This window comes from Phaeobacter italicus (assembly GCF_001258055.1).
Lineage (GTDB): Bacteria > Pseudomonadota > Alphaproteobacteria > Rhodobacterales > Rhodobacteraceae > Phaeobacter > Phaeobacter italicus.
Map to the genome: position 1 here is coordinate 1 of NZ_CVRM01000009.1, position 21167 is coordinate 21167.

Here is a 21167-nt window from a genome sequence, read left to right on the forward strand (position 1 = left end):
CTCGATGGTCGGCTGACCGTCGCAAACAGAAAACGCGCCGCATGACCCCCATGTTTTGTCCACTCCCTGTTCGAAAACCTCATCGTTTGATCGGTTGCGGTTCTATGCGTCACGGGCCACGTGCACGACGCTACCCGGGAGTGCCGCGCGGTGCAGGTTTAGATTTGTATCCATGTGTAGCAAGGGACTGACCTGATACAAACAGCTACAATTCTGCCCCTGAAACATGAAACGACTATGATTTAGGAAGGACGCCATGGGACCACCACCTCATATCCTTATCGTGGATGATCACGCTCAGATTCGCGAAAGCGTCGCGCGCTTTCTGGAGAAGAACGGGATGCGGACCACAGTCGCCAAAGACGCCGTGGAAATGGATGCGAAACTCGTGACCGGCCATTTCGACCTGCTCGTGCTCGATGTCATGATGCCTGGAGAGGATGGCCTGTCGGTGTGCCGACGCCTTGCGCCCAAAGGTGATCTTCCGATAATTATGCTTACGGCGCTTGGTGAGGAAACAGATCGTATTGTGGGTCTGGAAATCGGCGCTGATGACTATCTGGCCAAGCCTTTCAATCCGCGAGAACTGCTCGCCCGGATCAAATCGGTTCTCAGAAGAAGCAACCGCGATGAACCCTTGGCCGGAAGTCTGGCTGGACGGAAAGTCAGTTTTGCGCATTGGATCCTGGATACCGACCGACAGGTCCTGATCGACGGCTCCGCCACCGAGACGCCATTGACGACATCCGAGTTCAAATTGCTGGCGGTCCTGCTTGAGAGAGCGAGGATGGTGCTCAGTCGTGACCAGTTGCTTGACCTGACCGCCGGTCGGAGCGCCGGTCCCATGGATCGCACAATTGACAATCAAATCAGCCGTCTTCGCCGCAAGATCGAGCCGGATGTGTTAAGACCAAGCGTCATCAAGACAGTGCGAAATGGTGGGTACTGTCTGGCGGCCGATGTCGAGGATGCGATATGATGCGCCGTGCGTTGGCCTCTCTGAGCGGACAGTTGATCCTGCTTGTGGTCGCCGCGCTTGTCGTGGCCCAGGCAATCAGCCTTTTCCTCTTCGCAGATGAGCGCAGCCTGGCTATCCGGGCGGCTTTGGGTTTTGAAGCCGCCGGTCGAGCGGCGAATGTCGCACGGCTGATCGAGGAGGCGCCGCGGGATTTGCATCAATCGATCCTTCGAGCGGCAAATTCACCTCTTATCCGTTTTGATCTATCGAGTACCCCGAGTGTCGAACACACCGGCCATTCCGACGGCGGCATCGTAGAGGGACGCATACGCGCCCTGATGGATGACAGCTACAGCCGGGATATTCGTGTTGAGTTGCATGAGGTCGAGGGCGAGTTGCGACCCTTGCCCAATCTCTCTGATGAAATGACAGAAATGCATCTCGCAATGATGCGTGGGGAGTTGACAGCGGTTGAAATGAACTTGTCGATCGCGATCGAGGGATCGCGTTGGCTGAATGTCGGAACGCGGTTCGAGCGTCCGCCAATCCAATGGCCTTTCTATTCGATGCTGACCTTTGGAATTTCCGCCGGACTGCTCCTGGTGGCGATCTTCTGGTTTGTCATGACGCGCCTGACGCGTCCTTTGCGGCACCTCTCCAAGGCCGCGGACCATCTTGGCCGGGGCGAGGATGTGGGTGAATTGACCGTCGCGGGGCCGACCGAGGTCAAGGATCTGACCGTCGCCTTCAACCGCATGCAACGACGGCTGACCCGGTTTGTCAGCGATCGGACACGGATGCTCGCAGCGCTTGGTCACGATTTGCGCTCGCCGTTGACTGCTATGCGTGTCCGCGCGGAGCTGGTTGACGAAGAAGAGACGCGGGACAGCCTCATCGCATCGGTCGAAGAGATGCAGAGCATGGTCGAAGCGACGCTCACCTTTGCACGGGGCCTTACCGGATCCGAAGGTGCCGAAGTGGTCGATCTGCGCAATTTTCTGGACAGCTTGTGCAGCGATATGGCGGCACACTGCACCTTTGCCCCGAGTGATGATGTTGCCGTGCGGCTTCGACCCAACGCGTTCCGAAGGGCGCTGAGGAACCTGCTTGAGAACGCCGTTCGCTACGGTGGTGCCGCAAAAGTCAGCTGGGCGACCCACGGTTCGAACCTCGTACTCAACATCGATGACAATGGGCCCGGCATTCCCGTCGACCAGTTGGAAAAGGTCTTCGATCCCTTCTATCGCCTCGAGCAATCGAGGTCTCTGGAAACGGGCGGTTATGGGCTTGGGCTCTCGATCGCGAGGACAATCGTCCAATCCCATGGCGGCGATATCCAGCTGGTCAACCATAACAGCGCGGGTTTGCGCGCTGTTGTCACCATCCCACTGGATGAAAGCGAACTAATCGAAGGAGAAACAGATGAAACTGAAAACGCTCATTCCAACGTTGCTGGCCAGCTTGCCCGCCAGCATGGCGCGAGCTGATGGTCCAGGCTCCTGGACAGGTCACATGTGGGGCGGAGGCTATGGCTTTATGGGCGGCTTCATGATGCTCGCCTTCTGGGGCGCCGTGATCGCATTGATCGTGTTTCTGGTGCTCAGGCTGCGGGACAATGGCACCCGTCCCTCGGACTCGGACGCGCAGGAAGCGCTCCGGCGCCGCTTTGCGAATGGGGAAATCGACGAAGAAGAGTTCCGTCGCCGCAAAGCAACGCTCGACGAATAGACCCCGCCGCGGACGCCAAAGCCGTCCGACGCGACGCCCACCGACACTGGATAGGAAAGAACGCCATGGTCCCGGAAATTGGTCACTTCGCACTGGCCCTCGCGCTTGCGCTTGCGCTTGTTCAAAGCGTTCTGCCGATTGCAGGTGCGTCGCGTGGAAACGCCGTCTGGATGAAATCCGCCCAGGCGACGGCAATAGGACAAGTGCTGTTTGTGGCCATAGCCTTCGCAGCGCTGATGCAGGCCTTCATCGTCAGCGACTTCACCGTCAGGAACGTCGTCGAGAATTCCCATTCGCTCAAGCCGATGCTCTACAAGGTGGCCGGGACCTGGGGCAGCCATGAGGGTTCGCTGCTGCTCTGGATTCTGATCCTCGCGGTGTTCGGCGCGGGCGTCGCCTGGTTCGGATCGAACATCCCCGCCGAGACCAAGGCGCGCACCTTGTCGGTGCAGGCGTGGATCAGTGTCGGCTTCCTGTCCTTCCTGCTGCTGACGTCGAACCCCTTCGAGCGGGTGTTTCCGCCGCCGCTCGACGGCAATGACCTGAACCCGTTGCTTCAGGACATGGGTCTCGCCATGCACCCGCCGCTCTTGTATTTCGGGTATGTCGGCTTCTCCATCGTGTTTTCCTTCGCCGTTGCGGCTCTTCTGGAAGGGCGCGTCGATCCGGCCTGGGCCAGATGGGTCCGCCCGTGGACATTGGCCGCGTGGGTCAGCCTTACGGCAGGTATCGCTCTTGGATCGTGGTGGGCCTATTATGAACTGGGCTGGGGCGGCTGGTGGTTCTGGGACCCGGTCGAGAACGTGAGCTTCATGCCCTGGCTTCTGGGCACGGCGCTGCTGCATTCCGCCATCGTCACCGAAAAGCGCGACGCGTTCAAAAGCTGGACCATCCTACTTGCCATCCTGACTTTCTCGCTTTCGCTGCTCGGGACGTTCATCGTCCGGTCGGGCCTGCTTACATCCGTGCATGCCTTCGCCGTCGATCCAGAGCGCGGGCTTTACATTCTGGGTCTGCTGGCCGTGTCCATCGGTGGGTCGCTGGCGCTCTACGCCTGGCGGGCGCCCGAAATGGAGCCTGGCGGTCTGTTTCGCCCGATCAGCCGCGAAGCCGGGCTGCTGGTGAACAACCTCATTCTTGCCGCCGCTACCGGAACAGTCCTGTTCGGAACACTTTATCCGCTAATCCTGGAGGCTGTCACCGGGGACAAGATCTCGGTGGGTCCACCTTTCTTCAATGCCGCATTTATCCCGATGATGCTGGCTTTGGTGGTGTTCATGGGTCTCGGTCCATTCCTGTCGTGGAAACGGGCCGATATCGCTGGGTTGCTCGATCGCATTCGGTTCGTAGCCGTGCTGGCTGTCATCGCAACTTTGGCCGCGTGGTATCTTCTGAACGGTGGGCCGATCATGGCCTATCTTGCCATCCTCGGCGCTGCGTGGCTGCTTTTGGCGACTTTACGGGAATGGGCGCTACGCATCCGTCTGTTCGAGGTTTCCTTTGCTGAGAGCGCGAGACGGGCGCGCAACCTGCCACGGGCGTCTCACGGCATGACGCTTGCCCATGCCGGCGTTGCCATTTTGATGATGGGGATGATCGGCTCCAGCGCTTGGAAGAGTGAAGAGATCGTCTTTGCTGCTCCAGGGACCGAAGTTGCGATCGCCGGGTTCGACATCACCTTCGAAGGCGCCGCGCAGGTTCAAGGGCCGAACTACATTGCGGATCGCGGCACCCTTGTGGTCCGCAGGGATGACGAATTGGTCACGACACTGTTCCCGGAACGTCGATATTACCCGGTCGCGGAAAGCCAGACGACGGAATCGGCGATCCGGTCCACACTTGCGGGCGATCTCTACACGTCGATTGCAACGCCAGCCTCGGATCAAGTGAACAACGCCGGAGCATGGACCCTGCGGATCCTCTATGAACCGCTCGTCAACCTGATCTGGATTGGCTCGATCCTGCTGGTGATCGGCGGCTGTCTTTCCTTGTCGGATCGCCGCTTGAGGGTCGGGGCGCCGCGCCGCGCCAAACAGCCTGCCAGCGACGCTGTTCCTGCCGAGTAGGAGAGAAGATGAAACGTCTCATCGCCGGGCTGCCGTTTATTGCAGCAGTCATATTCGGGGGGTTTTTCCTCTGGGGGCTCAATCCCGACCGGGATCCGAACGAAATCCCCTCCGTCCTCATCTCGCAACCGGCCCCGGCGTTCGACCTCGATCCCGTGCCGGGGTTGGAGACACCCGGCCTGGCCCGAAGCGATCTTGTCGGCAACGAACGACCGGTCGTGGTCAATGTCTTTGCGTCCTGGTGCGTGCCCTGCCGCGCGGAACATGCCGTGTTGACAAGATTTGTCGAACGAGACGGCATGCGGTTGTTCGGAATAAACTACAAAGACAAACCTGAGGATGCCGTGAAGTGGCTCAATGACCTCGGCAATCCCTACGAGCGGATCGGGTCCGACCTGTCGGGCCGCACCGGGATCGAATGGGGACTCTCGGGCGTGCCGGAGACCTTCATCGTCGATGGCGATGGCACCGTTTTGTTTCGCTATGTCGGGCCAGTTGTGGGTCCGGACGCTGTTGAACGTTTCACTACAGCCCTGACGCAAGCAGGCGCGCTGCCAAACGGAGCAGGATCATGAGACAGCTGATTTTCGCATTGTGCATCGGGGCGCTTCCCTTTGCTGCCAACGCCGTCGAACCGGACGAAATGCTGACTGACCCGCTATTGGAACAACGTGCACGGGAGATCTCCAAGGATCTGCGATGCGTCGTCTGTCAGAATCAGGACATCGACAGCTCCAACGCGGGTGTGGCCCGGGACCTGCGCCTTCTTGTCCGCGAGCGACTGGTCGCAGGAGACACTGACACCCAGGTGGTCGAGTACATTCGGGCGCGGTACGGCGATTACGTGCTGCTCAAACCGCCTCTGGAGCCTGCGACCTACGCGCTTTGGTTTGCGCCGATCGCTTTCGTTCTGATCGGGGTTTTCGTTGGTGGCGGGGTACTGATGAGTCGGCGAAAGCAAGAGGCTTTTGAAGATTTGGGCGCGGAGGATGAGAACACCGTGTCCGAGATTCTCAGACAAAACGAAGCGGGGGATGCGTCATGATCTGGGGTATTTTCGGTCTTCTGACGCTGGTCGCGATCGGAATAGTCCTCTACCCGCTGCTGCTGTCCAAATCGAACACTCTCACCAGAGGAGATGCGGTACCGGCCATCCTCGCCGATCAGATGCAGGAAATCGAACGAGACATGGACCGCGGTTTGATTTCTGAACAAGAAGCTCAAGCAGCCAGACTCGAGATCAAGAAACGGATCCTCGCGACGACCCGCAATTTGGAAGCAAAAGCCGGATCGTCCCGTAGTGGTGGCAGAGGCACTCTTGTTGTCGCGGCGGTCCTCGCGCCGGTTATTGCCGCGGGCTACTATCTGACAATGGGATCGCCGGAGGTGCCTTCAATGGCCTTCGCTGCCCGTGCAGAGGAGCGCGCACAGACTGATGAAGTGACGGCGCTGGCAATACAACTTCGCGAAAGGCTTATATCCGATCCGACCGGCGGCCCCAGCGAAGGGTGGATGCTGTTGGGCCAGACCTATCAGCGCATGGGCAGAACAGTTGATGCTGTCGAAGCATTCGAAGTTGTCGCCAAACGGGAGGATGCCACCTCCGCGACATTCTCCATGCTGGCGGAGGCTGTCGCGGTTGCCAATGATGGCGTTGTTATTCCACGGGCGAAATTGGCCATTGATCGCGCTTTGGAACTTGACCCATCCAATCCTGCGGCAACCTATTTCGAGTCTCTCTACCATCTTCAAAAAGAAGAGACGCGTAAGGCCTACGATCTGCTCGTTTCCCGGCTGAACCAGGAAAAGACGTTCGTGCCCTGGATGGAAACATACGTTTTGCAGATCAACCGGATTGCAGCGGCAGCTGACCTCCCGGTCGTCAATCTACCCAGCGGGCCGACATCCCCACCCGGCCCGAGTGCGGCAGATGTCGCGGCGGCGTCGGAGATGAATGACGCGGACCGCGCGGAGTTCATCCGATCGATGGTCTCGCGGCTGGCCGAGCGTCTTGAGGATGAACCGGACGATCTGGATGGTTGGATGCGGCTGGCAAACGCCTATACGGTCCTTGAGGAGCCCGATCGCGCCGTTGAGGCCTACCGCAAGGCTGAAGCGCTGTTGGAGCAGCAGCCCGCCAGTGATCCTCGGCGTGCGGCGGTCCGTGCCGCGCTTGAGCGGCTCGGCGGCTGACTGCTGGTCGGTGTCCCGCCCGGGCAGGTCACTCCTGTCCGGCAACCTTTGCGGAAACATCCCGACCGCTGGCTTGCGCCAAGGCGTCCATCACGTCTTCGGTTGTTAGCAATTCGGACAGCACAATGCCGTTCGGTGCCGATGGTCCGTAGACGGCATTGAAGGGGATGCCGTATCTGCCGAAACTCTCAAGGTAGCGGGAAATGCGCGTGTCCGGGCGTGTCCAATCTGCCTGCATCGCCGTGACTCCAGGCGCTTCAAGCGCGCTCCGGACTGGCTCCCGGTCGATGACAAGTGTCTTGTTCGCTTTGCAAGTCAGGCACCAGTCAGCGGTCACATCGACAAAAACGACCTCTCCTGCGGACACGCGTTTCGCTATGTCCGAACGATCAAATGCGATCCAAGCCATTGCCAACTGCGGCGTCGAACGCGCAGGTGCTGATTGCTGCAAGAGAGGACCTGCGGCAATGGCCAGGACAAGGCTGGCTATGGCAATAGACCACCTGAACTGGGACTGCACATTCGGGAGAGATAGTATCAGAACGGCGAGACCGGACAACGCCGCGACCGCGATGACAGACACAAGCCCGGCGACACCGTCGAGCACCCAGAACAGCCACACGGCGGTTGCAAGCAACAAGACCCCCATGACGCTTTTGATGATCAGCATCCATCGACCAGGCTTAGGCATGAATGCGACCAGACGCGGGAACGCGGCGATGACGAGATAGGGCAGGGCGAGGCCGAACCCGAGGCTCGAAAAGACTATGAGGATGTCCAAGCCACGCCCGGCCAAAGCAAAGGCCACAGCGGTGCCGAGGAACGGTGCCGAACAAGGCGTCGCCATGACGGCACCGAACATGCCAGTGAAAAAGTCGGCGGAATACCCGTTGCGTCCACCGGCCCCTGCAAGCCGCGTTTGAATGCCGTGTGGAAGGGCGAACTCGAACGCTCCGAACAGATTTGCCGAAAAGACGAGCAGGACAGCGATCATCACCGCAAGAAACAGCGGGCTTTGAAACTGCAGACCCCACCCGACGCTGAGGCCTGCCGTCTGGAGCGCCCAGAGGACGAGCGCCAGACCCCACATGAACGTCATGATGCCGGCGCTGGCAGCGACGAAACCGAACCGGACACGGGTTGTGTCGTGATCGGTGTGTTTGAGCACAGACGACACCTTGATGGACAGCACCGGCAGCACGCAGGGCATCACATTCAGGATCAATCCGCCCAGCAGCGCGATCGCGGCAATCCAGATCAGTTCCATCATGTCCGGTGTCGTGGCGGCCAGCTCAAAGGGTGGTGCTATTCCTTGCGCCACGCGATCCGCGATGATCGTGAAGGCCCGGTTCTCGCCGTCGGTGACGGTAATCGACGGAGCCACTGTCACATCCGTATTCGACGAGAGGATCGGCAAGCGCGCCCAAAGCAAACGATCCTCTTCTCCCAAACGGATATCGGGTTTGCCAAGCGCAACACCCATACCCAGTTCGGGAAACACATCCGGCGACTGGAGTGGTTCATCGACGCGAAGGCTGACGATCAACTCCGTGAGGTCTTCGTCGATGAAGGCATTTGCCTCGCTGACGCCGCTCGTCTTGGCCCCTTCGGGGACGCGCTCGGAAAACGTACCGATCAGCCCAGCCGAAGTGCTGTCGATGACGTTGCCCCGTCCGAGGCGAAGTGACAGGTCAAACTCTTCCGGGACACAGACATTGGAGCACACCAGCAGTTTGACCTGCGCGGAAAGAGTCACAGGTGCGCCGGGATCTTCGAGCGTTATGCGCAGCGGAAAGACGACTTCACCCGCATAACCAAAATTTTCGATGCCGAAGGCGGTGAAGCGCGTCGGGGCGGGCCACATGAATTCGACATCTGCGACGTTTTCGGAACCGCTCCATTCGACCGAAGGCGGTATTCCCCCCTCGCCCGCCGACCGCCAATAGGTCTTCCAGTTTTCGTTCAGTTGAAGGTGAAGCCCGGCTGACAGAGTCTGTGTGTTCTCGGGAACGCCGTCCTGTACACTAATGAGATGCGCGGTGAGTGGCGCGCTCTGGTATTCAGCAGAGGTTGCTGCCGCGACACTTCCAGAGACAAGGGCCAGGAGCACGAAGGGAATAAGCAAAACCCGTCGCAGGATCAAAAGGCAATCGATCAAGATACCTGCTTCCTTCCCTTATTTTTACCGCAGATTTCGCCAAGACGGCGGAGGTCGCCTCAACGGAAACCTACGGCAAAACCCTGACGACCATCCGCGCAGTCAACTCGCGCGACGCCAGTCGCAGAAGTTGAAAGATACCGACACCCATCCGGCAGAAGGTCTGACGCTTGCTTCGTGGACACGATAGCGCCGCGATCCGGGCAGTCTTCTAGACTTCCTGCACATCCCCCAAGCAAGAAACCCGACAACAGCAACGCGCCTACGCGTACCTTCCCGCGTACATCACGGCCTGTCGCGGACCACGACTGGAATCGCGGAGGTCATGGGCTCGGTCGTTTCCTCGATAGTATCCTTTGCCTTGTCGGAATGGCACGATTTCCCCATGAATTTGTGCATCGCAAGATGCGCCCCCACGCACAGCAGGAGCGGGGCGAAAGCCGCTGCATTGCCCCACATGCCCGCCAATGTGCCGCCGGCAAGAAAAAATCCCGCAACGGGCAGCAGCATGACGGCGCAACACGCCATCATTCCGTAATGCATGAGCCTGTCCGTGATCGGCTTTTTTCTGTGGTTCTGGTGGTCCATGACACCCTCTTTGTCTCGTTTCCCGCGTCATTTGCGGCCCTCCAGCAGGGTAAGGTCAAGGATACAAATGGATACACTTCTCGCGGCCTTGTCAGGTTGCCAGATGCCGGGTCTCGCGTAAAAGACGTGTGACAAAACCGAGGCTGGGAGTGTGTCATGACGTCTTTGCCGAATAACAAGATTAACCGACGACGCCTATTTGGTTTGGCGGCGGTTGCTTTGGCTGCCCCAAGCGTGGTTCGGGCCGAAGTCATTCGCCGCAATATCTCTTCTTTCCGAGTTCACGAGTGGCAAGACCATTTCGATACGCTTGGAAAGGGTATCATTATCTCGGACACGGAAACACGGGCTCTGCAGCATTGGACAGCAGATGGGTCAATGCGGATCTATCCGACATCCGTTCCTCTGACCGATGAACTCACAAAACGCGGTTATACCGAAGTCGTGGAAAAGCGCAAAAACCCCAACTGGGCGCCGACGCCCTCCATGCGGGAACGCAATCCAGAATGGCCGGCACGTGTCGAGGGAGGCGATCCTGCCAACCCTCTGGGTACCCGCGCATTGTATCTGTCCTGGCAATACTACCGTATCCACGGAACACAGGACACGCGAAAAATCGGCCGTCGGTCATCAAATGGCTGCATCGGTTTGTTCAACGAACAGGTTGAAGAGCTTTACGAGCGGGTGCCCGTCGGCACTCAAGTCAAACTCATCTGACCCAAGAGACAAGGCGGAAGATACAGGCATGGACAAATTGACCGCGCTTATTGGAGCCGTAGTTATAGCTGGCGGGGGAGTTGCAACTTGGCAGTTCATTTCTGCGGAAGATTCTGCGGAAGATACAGCGATGGGTCATTCCATGACGCCTCCTGACACGAGTAGCATAGAAGCAGGCGACCCAATCGTTCAGGTCCAACTGCCGGCAGAATTCTCGGAGCAAGCCACGATTGGGAAAACCATATTCGAGGCTAAGTGTTCCGAGTGCCATGGAGCAAACGCAGCGGGACAAAACGGGATTGCCCCGCCTCTTGTGCACAAGATTTACGAGCCGAGCCACCATTCAGACATGGCCTTTGTTCTGGCCGCTCAAAATGGCGTGCGTGCGCATCACTGGAAATTCGGTAATATGCCCAAGATCGAGGGGCTGACCCAAGGAGACGTCAAGATGGTGGCTGCCTATGTCCGAGAACTACAGCGGGCCAACGGGATCAACTGATGCGTTGGTCGAAGACGAACAGATGGATCCTGTCGATCGTTTTTGGCCTGTTCCTTGTGGTTCTCGGTGTCCCTGAGGCACCAGCGTTCCATGATAGAGCGTCTTTGGCGCAAGAATCACACAGTCATGAAAATGTGGGGCCATCTACGAGCGAGACCTCTGGTCACTGTCATCCGGGACTCGACTGTTCTGTTCCGGCAGCGTTGTTGTTCCCAGAAACGGTGGTTTACGAGCCTCATTTTATGAACGCCGTCATGCAAGACGGCGCGACCCAACGAACCGAATTGCGCCCCGACAGCGATCCTCCACCCCCACGGAAGTGGGTCTGATTTCACACCCCTCTTAGAGCAGACCCATTAAAGGATCGAAGACATGAAAAAGACGACTATCGCAGCGGCAGTGTTGATTGCAGGAACCGCGGTCGCGGCATTTGCGCATAGCGGTGCCACGGGCATCGTAAAGGAACGCATGGATGCCATGGCCGCCATGGGAAAGGCAGTCAAAACCGTAGCCCCGATGATGCGGGGCGAAACGGCCTATGACGCAGAAATAGTGGGCGATGCAGCGCGCCTGTTCCAGCAGCACGCCGGTGAGAGCATGACAAAGCTGTTCCCAGAGGGCACAGGTGGCATGCCCTCGGAAGCCAAAGACGAAGTGTGGACCGATTGGGACCGCTTCGCAGCACTGGCAAATCAGCTGGAAGAATACTCTGAAGGCCTGAAACGCGCAGCCGACAATGGGCTAGGCGGCATGGGCGGCAATACCTCCACGGATGGCGCCTCGATGATGGGCGGCGGATCCATGATGGGAAGCGATACAACCATGATGGGCGGGAGCACGATGATGGGCAGCGGCGGCATGATGGATGCTGCCGCCATTGCCGAAATGCCCGCCGACGCGGCATTCGCGATGACGACACAGGTCTGTTCCGCATGCCATGAACGCTTCCGGGCGGAAGAAGACTAACCATGCGCCGGTTTTTGAAACTCGTCACCGGGGTCGCCGTGCTGGGCGCGGCCGGCCTCGGCGTGGTGATTGCATGGCCTGTCGGCAGTGCAGTGACTCCGATTGCAACAGAGGGCAATGTCGACCGGGGCGCATATTTGGCGCGCGCCAGTGGGTGCATTGCCTGTCATACCAATTTTGAAGCGGGCGGCGCACCACTTGCCGGAGGGGCGCCGCTCGAAACCCCGTTCGGAACGTTCTATCCGCCCAACCTGACGACCGACCCCGAACATGGCATGGGCGAATGGACGGCAGAACAGTTCGCAAAAGCCGTGCGGCAGGGGATCGGCCCCGATGGAACGCCCTACTATCCATCTTTCCCATATACGTTCTATGCGGATTTTTCTGACCAGGATATCGCTGACCTCTGGGCGGCGTTTCAAACCGTGCCGCCCGTGGACGAGCCTGCACCAGAAAATGATGTCAGCTTCCCATTCGACCAACGATGGGGGCTGAAGCTCTGGCGAGCGGCGTTCTTCTACGATCCGGATACCGAACCGATTGAAGGGCGAAGCGACGCATGGAATCGAGGACGGGAATTGGTGCGCGGTGCGGCACATTGCGGAGCCTGCCATACGCCGCGCAATCTTGCGGGAGGCCGCGATATCGGTGCTTCCTTTGCAGGCAACGCCCAGCTTCCCGGTGGCAGCAAGGCCCCCGCGATACGGCCAAAAGACCTGGTCAAAAATGACTGGACGGTTTCAAACCTCGCTTATGCGCTCCAGACCGGCATCACCCCTTCGGGCGATGCTTTCGGCGGCAGCATGGCGGAAGTGGTTCGCGAGGGAACTCGGTTTCTGACACCTGCCGATCGCGAAGCGATGGCGCTTTTCCTGCTGAACAAGGACACGGTCGAGGCGGAGAACCCCGCGTCGAACTAACACCACGCGGGGGCAACACGCCCCCGCTTTCTCGAGGATCGAAATGAGACAAACACGTCGGGATTTCTTGCGCCATGCAACACTGGCGGCCTGCGCGGCGGCCATCCCGCAGTCGGCTTTTGCCGCGACCCCGTTCGAGGACCTGATTGCCAAGGTTGCACGTCGACAGCTTCTTCCGGACACCTACCCGGAAACAGAGATCTGGGGCTATGACGGCCTCGTTCCGGCCCCGGAAATCAGGGTCACACAAGGCGATCGGGTGCGTCGCAGGTTTCGCAACGAGGTACCCGATCCCAGTTCGGTTCACTGGCACGGAATCCGGATCGACAACGCGATGGATGGCGTTTCAGGGCTGACCCAAGAGGCCGTAGCGCCGGGTGGAACCTTTGACTACGACTTCGTCGTACCGGACGCGGGCACCTATTGGTATCACGCGCATAATCGTTCATACGAGCAAGTCGCGCGTGGTCTGCGCGGTGCCTTGATCGTCGAAGAGGTCGATGGACCGGACATCGACCGCGAGGAAGTCATCGTTCTGGAGGACTGGTTGCTCGACCCTGAGAGCGGGCAGCTGTTCGACAATTTCGAACAGCCCATGATGATGAGCCACGGTGGACGTACCGGCAACTTTATCACGACCAACGGGCGCTATGACCTGACCTTGCCCGCGCAGCGCAACGAGCGCATTCGCTTGCGGATCATCAACGCAGCAAGCGCTCGAATTTTCCCGCTGAGGCTCTCTGGATTCAGTGGCTGGACGGTGGCCGTGGATGGAATGCCAACCGGCCAACCCCAGTCGGTTGACGGCGAGTTGATCCTCGGCCCGGCACAGCGCGTCGACTTAATTGTGGATGTGACCGAAGACGAAGGCGGCACCGCCCAATTGCTTCGCATCGGCGATGATGATCAACTGACCCCGTTGGTGAGTTTTCTGGTCAACGGCACAGCCAGTTCAGTACCAAGAGGCAAGCCACTGCCGTTGCCGCCGAACCCCGCGGCACACGCCCCGGACCTTGCCGATGCGCGAGATTTGCGACTGGTCATGTCCGGCGGGGCAATGGGGCGAATGCAGTCCGCATTGCTTGGCGGGGAACGTCTTGGATTCCGTCAGCTTGCCCAAGCGGGCAAATTCTGGGCCCTGAATGATGTCGCCGAAATGACCTACACGCCACTGGCCGATCTATCCCTGAACGAGCCGGTGCGCCTGAAGATCGAGAACCAGACCGTTTTCCCACATGCGATGCACCTGCACGGGATGCATTTCCGCGAGCTGCGCCCCGACGGCGCGTTCGGGCCGATGCGGGACACGATCCTGTTGGCCGGCAACGAGTCCCGGGAGATCGCCTTTACGGCAGACAATCCCGGCAAGTGGCTGTTCCATTGCCACATGCTCAGCCACGCCGCATCTGGCATGACAACCTGGATACGGGTCACATGAGATATCTCGTTTGGTCCCTTCCGATCACTGTCGCAGCAGCCGCCTTCACGTATTGGCTCTCGACCAGTGCATCCTCGGATGTCGGCAGCGCGTCCAGGGCGGAGAGCTACGACATCGAAGAAGGCGCGTTGCTCTACGCAGAAAACTGCGCGTCTTGTCATGGCGCGGATCTGGAAGGCCAGCCGGAATGGCGAACGCCGGGCGCGGATGGGCGCCTGCCAGCACCACCGCATGATGAGACGGGTCACACCTGGCATCATCCTGACAGCCTGCTCTTCGATTACACAAAACTGGGGGGTGCAACGCTTCTGGCGCGTCAGGGCGTCGAATTCGACAGTGGCATGCCCGGTTTCGCAGACGTGCTGACCGACCAGCGAATTCACAACATCCTGGCCTTCATCCGGTCCACCTGGCCAGATCGCATCCGCGAAGTCCAGGCCGCGCGGACAGAAGCCGACGAACAACGGGGAGAGAACTAAAATGCGTTTCAGACAAGCCTTCACGACGGTCGCGATAGCTGCCTTGCTTCCGCTACCGGCACTCGCCGACGAACTGTCAGAGTCCCGGGTCAAGGAACTTGTGCTGGAAGCAATCCGCGAGAACCCGGAGATTGTCATGGAGGCCGTCGCCATCCTTGAACAAAGGCAGGCGCAAGCGCAGGAGCTCAGTCAGGCCCAAGTTCTGAATGACCAGCGCGATCTGATCGAGAACGATCCGAATGCGCCGGTTCTCGGCAACGCGGAAGGGGACGTCACCGTTGTGGAATTTTTCGACTACAACTGTCCTTATTGTCGGCGGGTCAAACCCGAGGTGCGGGCTTTGATCGAAGACGATCCAAACATTCGCCTCGTCTATCGTGAATGGCCCATTCTCGGAGACGGATCGGTGTTCGCCGCGAAAGCGGCCTTGGCAGCGCGCAAGCAGGACAAATACGAAGAGTTTCACTGGGCGATGATGGGGCTGGAAGGCCGCGCGGAAGAGGCCTCCGTGCTGCGCGTTGCCGAGGAGATCGGCCTGGATATCGCACAGTTGCGCAAGGACATGGAGGCCCCCGAGGTCGAAGAGCACATTGCGACATCCATGCAACTGACCCAAGCTCTGGGCTTTAACGGCACGCCGTCTTTCGTGATCGGTGACGCGCTGGTCCCGGGCTTCGTCGAAAAGGCGCAGCTTGTCGACTTGGTCGAGGAAGCCCGCAAAGTCGAAGACTGAAATTCTGTGCCCGGACCGCCCTTGGGTGGTCCAGGCACTGCATCAAGCGGCCGCAGGTTCCACGTTGTAGCCCGCATCCCGAATGATCGCTAGGACTTGATCGGCTGGTAACACGCTGGCGACACGCACATGTCGGGCAGAAAGGTCACATTCTACGCCTGCATTCGGATCTGCGCTCTTCACCGCGCTTTCGATTGCTGCGGTGCAATGTCCACAGCTCATGTCCGGAACGCTGAACTTCATCGGAACCACTCCTTGATCTGATTTCTGTCGGTGACATGGGGCTTCCCCCCGCTGGAAGGTCAAGTGAAGAAATTTATTTGGCGCCCTCCCATTGACCCTCCAGTAACTGGAAGCCTCATATTCCACTTCGAATGGAAAAACAGGTGACACATATGCCCGAACCCAAACAGATCAGCCTGCCGATCGAAGGCATGTCATGTGCGTCCTGCGTTGGCAGGGTCGACCGCGCATTGAATGCAATCGACGGCGTAGAGGATGTGTCGGTGAATCTTGCATCCGAAACCGCGCGTATGAGCGTGGACGCGCTCAAGCGCGTTCCGGAAATCATCGAAACCCTTCGCGAGCTGGGCTACCCCGCGCGGACGGCCAAGGCCGAACTCACGATTGCAGCCATGTCCTGTGCCTCTTGCGTCGGGCGGGTCGACAAGGCGCTTTCCGCGGTGCCTGGAGTGGTCGAGGTGAACGTCAACCTCGCCTCCGAGACGGCGACGGTGGTTTACGTCGAAGGTCTTGTCACGACATCCGATCTGGTAAATGCAAGCGGCGCGGCAGGGTATCCAGCAACCGTGGCAACGGCCCAAGCCGGTGACGACAGGGTTGCGCGCAAGGAGGAAGAGGCTCAGGCGCTTGCCAAACGGGTCACCTTTGCAGCCATCCTCGCCTTGCCGGTCTTTTTGATCGAGATGGGTGGCCACGTCATTCCGGCCGTTCATATGCTTATCGAGACCACGATTGGTCAGCAGACGAGTTGGCTTCTTCAATTCGTTCTCACGACAATCGTTCTCTTCGGCCCGGGCCGGACGTTTTACACCAAGGGTTTCCCGGCCTTGTTCCGGGGTGCCCCCGACATGAACAGCCTCGTCGCGGTCGGCACCGGGGCGGCTTACCTTTATTCCGTGGTTGCGACATTCGTACCGTCGGTCCTGCCTGACACGCTGCGCACCGTCTATTTCGAGGCGGCAGCGGTCATCGTCGTTCTGATCCTTCTGGGGCGGTTTCTTGAAGCGCGCGCCAAGGGGAGAACGGGCGCGGCCATCCAGAAGCTATTAGGGCTTCAGGCGCGGACTGCACGCGTGATGCGGGACGGAGAAAGCGTCGAGATCGAGATCGATGCGCTGGTTCAGGGTGACATCGTCATCGTGCGCCCTGGTGAACGCATCGCGGTCGATGGCGAGGTCATCGAGGGGACCAGCCGCGTCGACGAAAGCATGCTGACAGGCGAGCCGATCCCCGCTGAAAAAGGTGCCGGAGATACGGTGACCGGCGGGACGGTCAACGGCGCCGGAAGCCTGCAGTTCCTCGCCACGCGGGTCGGCGCCGACACGACCCTGGCGCAGATTATTCGCATGGTCGAAGAGGCCCAGGGCGCCAAACTGCCGATCCAGGGATTGGTCGACCGGATCACCTTGTGGTTCGTGCCTGCCGTGATGGCGATCGCGGCGGCGACCGTGCTGGTCTGGCTGTTTTTCGGGCCTGATCCGGCCCTGACGATGGCGCTGGTCGCCGGTGTGTCGGTGCTCATCATCGCGTGCCCCTGCGCGATGGGGCTTGCGACGCCGACCTCGATCATGGTCGGGACGGGACGTGCTGCGGAAATGGGTGTCCTGTTCCGTAAAGGTGACGCCTTGCAGCAACTTGATTCCGTTGATGTGGTCGCCCTCGACAAAACAGGCACGGTGACCGAGGGGCGACCCGCACTGACTGACCTTGTGCTGGCGGAAGGGTTCGATCGCCCAACAACGCTCTCGAAGATCGCTGCCGTGGAGTCGCTCTCCGAGCATCCTGTCGCGGACGCCATCGTGCGGGCCGCGCGGGCCGAGGGCGCACCTCTTGTGGCGGCCGAAGGCTTTCAATCGGTCACAGGTTACGGCGTGCGCGCCGTGGTCGAAGACGTGGAGGTGTTGGTTGGGGCCGACCGCTACATGGCACGCGAAGGCATTGACGTCTCGGCATTGGCTCCAGAGGAAACGAAGATCGCAAGCAAGGGTCGCACGGCGCTTTACGCTGCCATAGATGGGCGTGTCGCCGCCGTGATCGGCGTGGCCGATCCGGTCAAACCGGCAAGCCGCGCAGCCATCGCAGCGCTGCACGAAAAGGGTCTTGCGGTTGCGATGATCACCGGCGACAAACGCGAAACCGCCGAAGCCATCGCCCGCGAAACCGGTATCGACCACGTCATCGCCGGCGTCCTGCCGGACGGCAAGGTTGCGGCGCTCGACAGTTTGCGCCAAGGGAACAAGCGCATCGCCTTTGTCGGCGACGGGATCAACGACGCCCCGGCGCTGGCGCATGCCGATGTGGGCATCGCCATTGGAACCGGCACCGATGTGGCCATCGAATCTGCGGATGTCGTCCTGATGTCGGGCGATTTGCGCGGCGTGGTGAACGCCTTCGAAGTATCGCGGCGGACCATGCGCAACATCCGGCAGAACCTGTTCTGGGCCTTTGCCTACAACGTGGCACTTATTCCGGTCGCTGCCGGGGTGCTTTATCCCGCCTTTGGGTTGCTCCTGTCACCAATCCTTGCGGCGGGTGCGATGGCGTTGTCCTCGGTGTTTGTCCTGACCAATGCCCTGCGGCTGCGGCGCATCGCGCCTGCGATGGACGAGCAGCGCGCAATCCCGGCAGAGCTGGCAGCCGCCACTCCTGCTCCAGCAGAATAACGGAGGTCCGACATGAACATCGGAGACGTTGCCCGACAATCGGGTGTGCCCGCCAAGACGATCCGCTACTACGAGGACATCGGTCTGATCCGCCCGAACCGTAGCGAGAACGGCTATCGCGCGTTCACCGAGAACCATGTTCACAAGCTGGCGTTTCTGGGTCGCGCACGGGCCTTGGGGTTCACCATCGAAGATTGCAGGACGCTCCTGTCGCTCTACGAGGATGAAAACCGCGAAAGCATGCAAGTGAAGGCGGTTGCGGAAGACCATCTGCGCCAGATCGAGGAAAAGATCGCGAAACTGCAATCCATGCGCGCGACGCTCGCCGAACTGGTGGAAAAATGTGCCGGGGATCACCGGCCCGACTGCCCCATCATCGAGGATCTGTCGCCGGAGCGGTTGGCCAAGTGACAGGCAAGAAGGGGCTGTACCTCAGAACCAGATCGCGCGGACCGGCATCCAGATACCCATGAAGATCATCATCAGGTTTTCCGTCAGCGAAATGAACCCCAGCGGGACGGAACTGTCACCGCCGACGCAGGCGCATTTCAGCTCTCTCTTGTCGATATAAACAGCCTTGAACACGCTGACAGCGCCTACCGTGCCGATAAACAGGGCGACAGGCGCCGAGAGCCACAGCAGCGCGCCGGCAGTCATCAGGACACCTGCCAACGCTTCGCCGAACGGGTAGACCTTGCCGTATCGCACCCATTTGCGCGCCAGCAGATCGTAGTTGAGGAACATCGTCGAAAACCCTTCGACATCCTGCAATTTCTGGATCGCGAGAATGGTCATGGACAGCGAAATGAACCATTCGAACCCCCGCAAGGTAAGGACCGACCCGTACTGGTGCCAAGACAGGCCCAATGCCAACAGCGCGGCAACGGAAAAGATCGCGATGACCGGCTGGTAGGTCGTGTCGCTTTGCTCTTCCTCGGGTGGGTCAATGTCGAAAAACACCCTGAGATCATCGTAACCGCCGATCCGTTCGTCCCCGATGAAAGTCTGCGGCGTCGTCTCGACCCCGTGCTTCTCCATGAAAGCATCGGTGTCTTCACGGGTGTCAAGCGGATGGTCTTCCACCTCGAAGCCTTGCCGCTCCAGCAGGTCTTTCGATTTCAGACCGTAGGGGCAGACATGGCCCGGCATGACCATGCGATAAAGCTGCGCGGATTTACTGTCTGTGTCGCGGGGCATGTCCTTTCCTCCTTATCCGCTGCACGTAAGTTGACCACGGAACCCGGCTTCGTAGTCGGTTCCCGCGCTGACGATCAGATCGGTCAGGTCACCGTTCGTCTCTGCGATCTCGGCCGACAGCGGGCCTTCAGAAAATGCATTTTCGCCCTGCGCATTCAGGCGCACCAGATCACCGCTGATCTTCATTGCGGCGGCAGACCCTTCGCCGGTTTCACCAGTCACCAGTACAGCCGGACTGTCCGAGGTGTAAGCAAAGCGGCAATTTCCGCCATTCGGGAACACCGCAGCGATTTCGTCTTCCGTCAGAAACTCAGGATCGACCTTCGACACGACCTCCGTTTGAAGCGCCTGTTGCGCATCCACAACCTGCGCCGGCGTTTCGCTTCGCGTGGCCGATGCTTCGCCGTTTGCTCCAATGTCAGCAATAAGGTAGCGCATTTCGGCGATTTCCTTGTCCTGCGCATAGATAATGTCGTCTGCGAGCCCCCGGACGCGCGGGTCGGTGATCTCGGCACGAGTCGACGTCATGATGGCGATCGAGTGGTGCGGGATCATGGCGCGCATGTAGGACCTGTCCTGCACCGTGAATTGCCCGCGAACCAGCCAGAGGCTCGCCGCGAAAAGGACTATTGCGCCAACGAAAATCGCGATGTTGGCTTTGGTGTTCTGATACATGGACAACATGTACGCCAACATGATCACGGCCATGGTCGCCCCCATCAGGATGGCCATGTAAAGGCGTGTCTCCGAAAAGAAGATATGGCCCCAAAGATAGGTGTTCAGGTACATCAGAACGAACATGACCACGGTCGATGTTCCGATCATCATAAAGAATCGTGAGTAGTGCATTTCCAGTCACCTCCTTGCAGTTCTCTGTAAAACAACAACATTCCAGCGCTGGAGAGTTCCAAAAGCACGAATTTTCGTAGTTTCAAGGCAACAAAGGCGCGTCGTTTGCCCCGGTTCACGGCTTCTTTTCTTTGCCCCTGACGCGCACTGAATTTTCATGGGTCCGAGGAGATCGCGCCATGCAGAATTTCACGAGACGAGAATTGATTTGTGCCGGAGCGATGGGTTGCTTTCTGCCCACAACTGCCTGGGCCCACAAAGTCAAATTGCCCGAACGGTTCGAACCACAATTGGTAAACACCCGTCGTGGTGACTGGGTTAAAGGCGATGTCCACGTCGTTCCCGACGATTTTTTCCTTTATTTCATGCTCGAGGACGGGATGGCGATCCGCTACGGGGTCGGGGTAGGGCGCAAAGGTTTGTACGAACCCGGAGAGTTCACGGTAGCGCGCAAGGCCAAATGGCCATGGTGGCGGCCAACGAACGCCATGATCCGGCGCGAGCCACGCAAATACGCAAAGTACAAGGATGGACTGAAAGGCGGGCCAAACAACCCGCTCGGGGCCCGCGCGCTCTATCTCTACGATGCCGAGGGACGCGATACCTATCTTCGCATTCATGGAACGAACGCCCCGGAGACAATTGGGTCTGCCGTGTCGAATGGATGCGCGCGGTTGACGAATGAACATGTGAAGAATCTGTACGAACGCGTTGAAATCGGCGCCCGCGTCTTCCTGTATCCCAAAGTGACAACGGCGTGAGGAGTGTTCTG

General features: G+C 59.4%; 22 protein-coding genes. 17 read left to right on the forward strand and 5 right to left on the reverse strand.

Annotation, left to right across the window (positions count from 1 at the left end; translation table 11 throughout):
* Window positions 1–256: 256 nt before the first annotated feature.
* From NIT7645_RS02880 to ccmI, 7 genes are all read left to right on the forward strand, one after another.
* Window positions 257–979: a response regulator gene (locus NIT7645_RS02880; RefSeq protein WP_046212146.1), complete on the forward strand. Its 723-nt coding sequence runs from the start codon at window positions 257–259 to the stop codon at window positions 977–979.
* Window positions 979–2445, forward strand: coding sequence for an ATP-binding protein (locus NIT7645_RS02885; protein WP_050686159.1), 1467 nt, complete (start codon window positions 979–981; stop codon window positions 2443–2445). The genes NIT7645_RS02880 and NIT7645_RS02885 overlap by 1 nt, the downstream gene beginning before the upstream one ends.
* A complete protein-coding gene (locus tag NIT7645_RS19640) occupies window positions 2381–2686 on the forward strand; it encodes an SHOCT domain-containing protein (RefSeq protein ID WP_224888728.1) in 306 nt (101 codons plus the stop codon). The genes NIT7645_RS02885 and NIT7645_RS19640 overlap by 65 nt, the downstream gene beginning before the upstream one ends.
* A gap of 65 nt (window positions 2687–2751) precedes the next feature.
* Entirely contained in the window at window positions 2752–4752 is a 2001-nt protein-coding gene (locus NIT7645_RS02895) for a heme lyase CcmF/NrfE family subunit (protein WP_046212145.1), read from the forward strand.
* Window positions 4753–4760: 8 nt separating this feature from the next.
* Entirely contained in the window at window positions 4761–5327 is a 567-nt protein-coding gene (locus NIT7645_RS02900) for a DsbE family thiol:disulfide interchange protein (protein WP_046212144.1), read from the forward strand.
* A complete protein-coding gene (locus NIT7645_RS02905) occupies window positions 5324–5797 on the forward strand; it encodes a cytochrome c-type biogenesis protein (RefSeq protein ID WP_050686130.1) in 474 nt (157 codons plus the stop codon). The genes NIT7645_RS02900 and NIT7645_RS02905 overlap by 4 nt, the downstream gene beginning before the upstream one ends.
* Window positions 5794–6945, forward strand: coding sequence for a c-type cytochrome biogenesis protein CcmI (gene ccmI, locus NIT7645_RS02910; protein WP_050686135.1), 1152 nt, complete (start codon window positions 5794–5796; stop codon window positions 6943–6945). The genes NIT7645_RS02905 and ccmI overlap by 4 nt, the downstream gene beginning before the upstream one ends.
* 28 nt (window positions 6946–6973) lie before the next feature.
* Here ccmI and NIT7645_RS02915 read toward each other — a convergent pair whose 3' ends face one another.
* The gene (locus NIT7645_RS02915) at window positions 6974–9103 is read right to left on the reverse strand and encodes a protein-disulfide reductase DsbD family protein (RefSeq protein WP_050686136.1); all 2130 of its coding nucleotides are present in this window, start codon (window positions 9101–9103) and stop codon (window positions 6974–6976) included.
* 285 nt (window positions 9104–9388) lie between these two features.
* The gene (locus NIT7645_RS02920) at window positions 9389–9691 is read right to left on the reverse strand and encodes a DUF2933 domain-containing protein (protein WP_046212140.1); all 303 of its coding nucleotides are present in this window, start codon (window positions 9689–9691) and stop codon (window positions 9389–9391) included.
* A 156-nt stretch (window positions 9692–9847) separates the two neighbouring features.
* On the opposite strand from NIT7645_RS02920, the gene NIT7645_RS02925 reads away from it, so the two are divergent.
* From NIT7645_RS02925 to NIT7645_RS02955, 7 genes are all read left to right on the forward strand, one after another.
* Window positions 9848–10408, forward strand: a complete 561-nt coding sequence (locus NIT7645_RS02925; protein ID WP_050686137.1) for a L,D-transpeptidase — start codon at window positions 9848–9850, stop codon at window positions 10406–10408.
* Between the two features lie 28 nt (window positions 10409–10436).
* Complete coding sequence (locus tag NIT7645_RS02930) at window positions 10437–10907, forward strand: c-type cytochrome (RefSeq protein ID WP_046212138.1); 471 nt, start codon at window positions 10437–10439, stop codon at window positions 10905–10907.
* 372 nt (window positions 10908–11279) lie between these two features.
* The gene (locus tag NIT7645_RS02935) at window positions 11280–11873 is read left to right on the forward strand and encodes a c-type cytochrome (RefSeq protein ID WP_040182553.1); all 594 of its coding nucleotides are present in this window, start codon (window positions 11280–11282) and stop codon (window positions 11871–11873) included.
* A 2-nt stretch (window positions 11874–11875) separates the two neighbouring features.
* A complete protein-coding gene (locus NIT7645_RS02940) occupies window positions 11876–12793 on the forward strand; it encodes a c-type cytochrome (protein ID WP_046212137.1) in 918 nt (305 codons plus the stop codon).
* A gap of 43 nt (window positions 12794–12836) precedes the next feature.
* Complete coding sequence (locus NIT7645_RS02945; RefSeq protein ID WP_007803406.1) at window positions 12837–14231, forward strand: multicopper oxidase family protein; 1395 nt, start codon at window positions 12837–12839, stop codon at window positions 14229–14231.
* Window positions 14228–14710, forward strand: coding sequence for a c-type cytochrome (locus tag NIT7645_RS02950; RefSeq protein ID WP_050686139.1), 483 nt, complete (start codon window positions 14228–14230; stop codon window positions 14708–14710). Before NIT7645_RS02945 ends, NIT7645_RS02950 begins: the two co-directional genes overlap by 4 nt.
* A 1-nt stretch (window position 14711) precedes the next feature.
* Window positions 14712–15443, forward strand: coding sequence for a DsbA family protein (locus tag NIT7645_RS02955; RefSeq protein WP_040182558.1), 732 nt, complete (start codon window positions 14712–14714; stop codon window positions 15441–15443).
* Window positions 15444–15485: 42 nt separating this feature from the next.
* Here NIT7645_RS02955 and NIT7645_RS19120 read toward each other — a convergent pair whose 3' ends face one another.
* Complete coding sequence (locus tag NIT7645_RS19120; RefSeq protein WP_058239067.1) at window positions 15486–15686, reverse strand: heavy-metal-associated domain-containing protein; 201 nt, start codon at window positions 15684–15686, stop codon at window positions 15486–15488.
* Window positions 15687–15838: 152 nt separating this feature from the next.
* Between NIT7645_RS19120 and NIT7645_RS02960 the strand changes: the two genes are divergently transcribed.
* Together NIT7645_RS02960 and cueR are read left to right on the forward strand one after the other, a co-directional pair.
* The gene (locus NIT7645_RS02960) at window positions 15839–18349 is read left to right on the forward strand and encodes a heavy metal translocating P-type ATPase (protein ID WP_050686161.1); all 2511 of its coding nucleotides are present in this window, start codon (window positions 15839–15841) and stop codon (window positions 18347–18349) included.
* Between the two features lie 12 nt (window positions 18350–18361).
* Window positions 18362–18760, forward strand: coding sequence for a Cu(I)-responsive transcriptional regulator (gene cueR, locus NIT7645_RS02965; RefSeq protein ID WP_038008399.1), 399 nt, complete (start codon window positions 18362–18364; stop codon window positions 18758–18760).
* A gap of 21 nt (window positions 18761–18781) precedes the next feature.
* Here the strand turns inward: cueR and NIT7645_RS02970 are convergent, their stop codons facing one another.
* Window positions 18782–19546: a MauE/DoxX family redox-associated membrane protein gene (locus NIT7645_RS02970; RefSeq protein ID WP_012187037.1), complete on the reverse strand. Its 765-nt coding sequence runs from the start codon at window positions 19544–19546 to the stop codon at window positions 18782–18784.
* Between the two features lie 12 nt (window positions 19547–19558).
* Window positions 19559–20395, reverse strand: coding sequence for a DUF305 domain-containing protein (locus tag NIT7645_RS02975; RefSeq protein ID WP_012187184.1), 837 nt, complete (start codon window positions 20393–20395; stop codon window positions 19559–19561).
* Between the two features lie 179 nt (window positions 20396–20574).
* Here NIT7645_RS02975 and NIT7645_RS19125 point away from each other — a divergent pair, with 179 nt between their 5' ends.
* Window positions 20575–21156: a L,D-transpeptidase gene (locus NIT7645_RS19125; RefSeq protein ID WP_082204816.1), complete on the forward strand. Its 582-nt coding sequence runs from the start codon at window positions 20575–20577 to the stop codon at window positions 21154–21156.
* Window positions 21157–21167 lie beyond the last annotated feature (11 nt).